Raw genomic sequence first — 4,649 nt, 5'->3', positions numbered from 1 at the left:
CACCAGCCGGACTTGTCCCTGCTGCGGCTACGTTGCCAAGGAGAATAGGCGTAGCCAAGCGTGCTTCAAGTGTATGGACTGTGGTTTTGAGGAAAACGCTGACGTAGTCGGCGCGATCAATGTGTTAAGGGCGGGACACGCCCGGTTAGCTTGTGCAGAGACTTCGCCTGTAGGTAAGGGCGTCGGGCCAAGAACCCACCGAAGCGAGTCAGGCGATGGTCGCCTGAACGCCGTAGGAATCCCCGTTCTTTAGGGCGGGGAGGATGTCAAAAGATAACGCAATAGACAACTATCTGGCGATTAATTTTTATGGTGCAGCCAGTAGTCGCAAGATGTCTGTTGAAAATATTAAAAAACATGTTCATTATATCCAACAGCATGTGCCCGGTAGAGCCATTGTGCTTTTATCTTATCCTGAGAAATATTCGGAGTTGTCGTTACTAAGTCAAGAGTTTAGTCATGTCTATGTGCATCCAACTCAGAATGTCTTTCATACAATTGCTTTAATTCGGCGTTGTCTCCAGCTTATATCGGTCGATACTTCAACCATACATATCGCATCGGGCTTCAATAAAAAAATCATTGCGTGGTATGGCAAGAATGAAATAGTCTACAAGCAATGGCACCCCGATAGTCAGGCCGATGTGCATGTTCTTTTTTATGATAAGCAGCTCAATGAGCTGTCGCCTGAACAAATCAATCCGCAGTGGATTGTCTAAGCGCGTCAATTGATTATATTCTTATAAAAAGCGTCGATGTGTGATACTGTAGCTGAATATAGCCCTGCATTGGAGTCACTATGATCGAGCTCATTATCCCACAGCGTATACGCAATCTTGGCAGTTTTGAAGTGGGTCGTGTACTGCCTTTCGCTAAGCGACGCATGGTTGTCCTTATATCTTCTTTGACCGGATGGGGCCCAAGGATCTTGCTCCCGGTCTACGGCCGGAAGCGGATGTGTTACCCCATCCTCATATCGGTCTTTCCACCATTACTTATCTATTTAATGGTGAAATTATGCATCGAGATAGTGTGGGTTCAGAGCAAGCAGTACGTCCGGGTGAGGTGAATTGGATGACTGCGGGCAAGGGGATTACCCATTCAGAGCGCTTTGAAAAGCCGAGACGTGAAGGCGGGCTGCTGGATGGCATTCAGGCTTGGGTGGCCTTGCCTGAGCATCGAGAGGAGATGGAGCCGTGTTTCTGGCACCTTGCTGAAAAGGAGTTACCGGAGTTTGAAAGTGATGGTGCTCATGGGCGATTAATCGCAGGCGAGCTATTAGGCATGCAATCGCCGGTGCCGGTTGAGTCGCCTCAGTTCTTTGTGCATTGGCAGTTGCAGCAGGGCGCTAAAGTTTCCATACCTGCAGAGTATTTGGAGCGTGCTTTTTATGTGGTGAGTGGTCAGATAGAAGTTGCTCATCAGCGCCTTGAAGCAGGTAGTATGGCAGTGCTGACGGCCGGCAGTGCTGTTGTCATCACTGCGCTCACTGAGGCCGTCGTCATGGCACTTGGTGGAGAGTCGGTTGGTCCACGCTATATTGATTGGAATTTTGTATCGTCATCCAAAGAACGCCTAGAGCAAGCCCGTGCTGACTGGCAAGCAGGTCGTATGAAATTACCTGATTTAGATGACAGGGAGTTTATGCCTATGCCGCCTAAGCAGGGTAGGGTGTCGGAGCCAAGATCTTGAGTTTGGTTATTTCGGCTTATGAGCGCTTGTACTTTCTCTTAAGATGAGCTCTCCGCCTTTGATCATCAAGCCTTTAACTTCCGAGTTAGGGCGTTTGGCTTGTATATTTTCAATGATTTTTTGCACGGCGGCTTCGCCCATTTCATAGAGTGGCATGTTGATGGTGGTTAATGCAGGATTTAATACCGGTGCAAATGCGACATCATGTATACCTATGATTGATATATCATCGGGAATAACAAAGCCTTTTTCTTGTGCCGCTCTCATGGCTCCCAGGCTTATCAAAATATTGGCTGTAAAAACAGCGGTTGGTGGTTCTGGTAGCGTTAAGAGCTGATTCATTTCCTCATAGCCTGAAAGTAATGAATACGTGCCCTTTCGGATGTATTCAGGTTTTATCGTAATATTAGCATTGTCTAATCTGTTTTTAAAGCCATTATAGCGTTTGAGTCCCGTACCGGTTTCAAAAGGGCCGGTAATATGGGCAATGTTTGTATGGCCTAATTCGATTAAATGATCTGCAGCAATATAGCCGGCATGTTCATCATCAAGCACCACATAATTATTAAAACCTTCAATCGAGCGGTTGACCAAAATAAATGGTTTATCTAATTCTGCTAATTCCTTAAGATCCTGACCGTCTAATTCTAAGGTGGCGATAAGCAGCCCATCAATTTTTCCATCCACCAGATGAGAGAAATAACTGTTGTTTTTTGCTATATGTTTTTTACTATAGACAAGGAGGGTGTAGCCCTCTTGGGCGGCCATCGTTTCAGCCCCATGAATGATGCTTGAATAAACCGGATTGGAAAAATCCGGAATAATCATCCCAATCATTTTGGTTTCATTTTTCTTAAGGTTTCTAGCGGCGTGATTTGGCACATAGCCGAGTTCTTTGACGGTCGCTAGGATTCTTTCTCTCGTTTCTTTTTTTATTTTTAGTGTGGCATCATGATTTAAAACTCGTGAAACGACAGAGGCATGTACCCCTGCTTTTTTTGCTACATCTTTGATTTTCACCAATTTTTTTGCCTCATACGTAGTTCCGTCAGTTGAATTATAAAGGATATACCCGCGTTACTAAATTAAAAAATAGATTGACAAATAGGAAAGTTCTATTTTATATTCAAACCTCCAAAGGAAAACGTTTTCCTTTTCTTTTTCTCTAATTAGGAAAACGATTTAATTGTTTAAGGAGACGAGTTATGTCATCAAGTGTGATGGATTCAGAAGTGTATAGAGGGATTTTTGTATCTGAAAGAATGCGTAAAGTTTTTTCAGATGAGTCATTAATGCAAAAGTGGTTAGATGCATGGGTTGCTCTTGCGCGAGCAGAGGCAGATCTTGGCGTGATTCCACAAGAGGCAGCGAAGAAGATTGCCGATAAAGCGAGTTTTGAGGTGTTTGATCCGACATTGATTCGTGAAGGGATTGTTGATACCACTCATCCGCTTATCGTACAGATCCGTCAATTTACTGACGCAGTAGGCGGTCGAGAGGGTGGTTTTATCCATTGGGGGGCTACGACACAGGACATCATGGATACCGCTGTTGTCTTGCAGATGAAAGAAGCTCAAGAAGTTTTATTGGATCAGTTAAATAAATTTTTAAAGACGCTGTTATCACTGTCAGATAAATATAAATCAACCATCATGCCGGGGAGGACCCATGGTCAACATGCATTACCGATTACGCTAGGCTATAAAATTGCCATTTGGGCGGATGAAATTGGTAAGCACATCGAGAGATTAGAGGCTGGTCAGGATAGGTATTTAGTCAGTTCCTTTAGTGGGGCTGCGGGTACGCTGGCGTCTATCAGTGAGCATGGTTTGGCGATTCAGGAAAAATACAGCGAGTACCTCGGGTTAAAGCAAGCAACCATTACTTGGCATGTACAGCGAGATGGCTTTGCTGAGTACTCAAGCTATATCGCCATGATTGCAGGAACGATTGGGAAAATTGCCAACGAAATTATCAACCTGCAAAGAACAGAAATCGGTGAAATTGAAGAGGGCTTCAAAGACGGACAGATTGGCAGTAGCACCATGCCGCACAAAAGAAACCCAATGATCTGCGAATATGTGGTTGGTTTAACGCGTGTCGTGCAAAGAAATGCCTCGCTCAGTTTTGATGCCATGCTTCAAGAGCATGAAAGAGACATGACGTTTTGGACAACAGAATGGTCATACATCCCTCAAATCAATATGATGACGAGTGGTGGCATCGAGCAAATGCAGGGTATCTTAGAACGTTTTATTGTGCATGAAGATAAGATGGCAAGAAATCTTGATCAGCTAAAAGGCCTAATCGTATCAGAAAACCTAATGCTGACCCTGGGTGTTCATGTCGGTAGGCAAGTTGCTCACGATATGGTTTATAAAGTGTCGATGCAGGCATTTGAAGAGGATCGTCACTTACTTGAGGTGACCTTAGAAGATGCGGAAATCATGGCGCATTTGAGTGATGTAGAGGTAAAAAATTGCCTGGACCCTAAAAGTTATGTTGGCCTTTGCGAAGTATTTGTAGAGCGTGTTCAGCAGAAGTGGAAACAGTAGTCAAATTACATTTTAAGGGGATATTGAACCGCCCCGGGATTGTCGGAGACTCATTTTTCTGAGAGAATACGACAATGAAAACACGAAACTATACCCCTGAAATGAAAGANCGAGCCGTCCGTATGCTAATTGAAGCTAAAGACGACTACCCATCCACCTGGTCAGCCATCAAAGCCATAGCGCCAAAGATAGGTTGCACGCCTGAGACCTTACGATCATGGCATAAAAAGCACATTGATAAAACCATTCCTGCAAACATTCAAGCTCAAAGCCAAGCGGAGCGTATCAAAGAGCTTGAACGTGAGAACAGAGAATTAAAGCAAGCCAATGAGATTATAAAGAAAGCTGCAGCTTTTTTCGCCCAGGCGGAGCTCGACCGCAAACCCAAGTAATGGTTGATTT

General features: G+C 44.5%; 5 protein-coding genes and 1 pseudogene. 5 read left to right on the top strand and 1 reads right to left on the bottom strand.

From position 1 onward, the window contains the following. The 3 genes from B092_RS15660 to B092_RS14460 all read left to right on the top strand — a co-directional run. Positions 1-253, top strand: a 253-nt coding sequence (locus B092_RS15660) for a zinc ribbon domain-containing protein (protein WP_211208965.1), incomplete at its 5' end; no start/stop codon positions are given. Positions 254-263: 10 nt separating this feature from the next. Then, positions 264-719 carry a glycosyltransferase family 9 protein gene (locus tag B092_RS14465; RefSeq protein ID WP_018575524.1) on the top strand — a complete coding sequence of 152 codons (456 nt, stop codon included), beginning with the start codon at positions 264-266 and terminating at the stop codon, positions 717-719. A gap of 193 nt (positions 720-912) precedes the next feature. Next, positions 913-1,692, top strand: coding sequence for a pirin family protein (locus tag B092_RS14460; protein WP_018575523.1), 780 nt, complete (start codon positions 913-915; stop codon positions 1,690-1,692). Positions 1,693-1,698: 6 nt separating this feature from the next. Here B092_RS14460 and B092_RS0112245 read toward each other — a convergent pair whose 3' ends face one another. Further along, on the bottom strand, positions 1,699-2,712 hold the full coding sequence (locus tag B092_RS0112245; protein ID WP_018575522.1) for a LacI family DNA-binding transcriptional regulator: 1,014 nt from the start codon (positions 2,710-2,712) through the stop codon (positions 1,699-1,701). A 185-nt stretch (positions 2,713-2,897) separates the two neighbouring features. On the opposite strand from B092_RS0112245, the gene purB reads away from it, so the two are divergent. After that, on the top strand, positions 2,898-4,247 hold the full coding sequence (purB, locus tag B092_RS0112240; RefSeq protein WP_018575521.1) for an adenylosuccinate lyase: 1,350 nt from the start codon (positions 2,898-2,900) through the stop codon (positions 4,245-4,247). Positions 4,248-4,321: 74 nt separating this feature from the next. Beyond that, a pseudogene (locus B092_RS0112235) lies at positions 4,322-4,649 on the top strand (transposase); the annotation flags it as partial.

Source organism: Oligella ureolytica DSM 18253, assembly GCF_000373745.1.
GTDB lineage: Bacteria > Pseudomonadota > Gammaproteobacteria > Burkholderiales > Burkholderiaceae_B > Oligella > Oligella ureolytica.
Note: the sequence above shows the minus strand (reverse complement) of the source record. Positions and strands in the feature narration are given on the sequence as shown.

What these genes read in the sequence shown, in the direction of transcription:
- purB (WP_018575521.1), top strand. Translation starts at nt 2,898, where the DNA reads ATGTCATCAAGTGTGATGGATTCAGAAGTGTATAGAGGGATTTTTGTA.
- B092_RS14460 (WP_018575523.1), top strand. Translation starts at nt 913, where the DNA reads ATGGGGCCCAAGGATCTTGCTCCCGGTCTACGGCCGGAAGCGGATGTG.
- B092_RS14465 (WP_018575524.1), top strand. Translation starts at nt 264, where the DNA reads ATGTCAAAAGATAACGCAATAGACAACTATCTGGCGATTAATTTTTAT.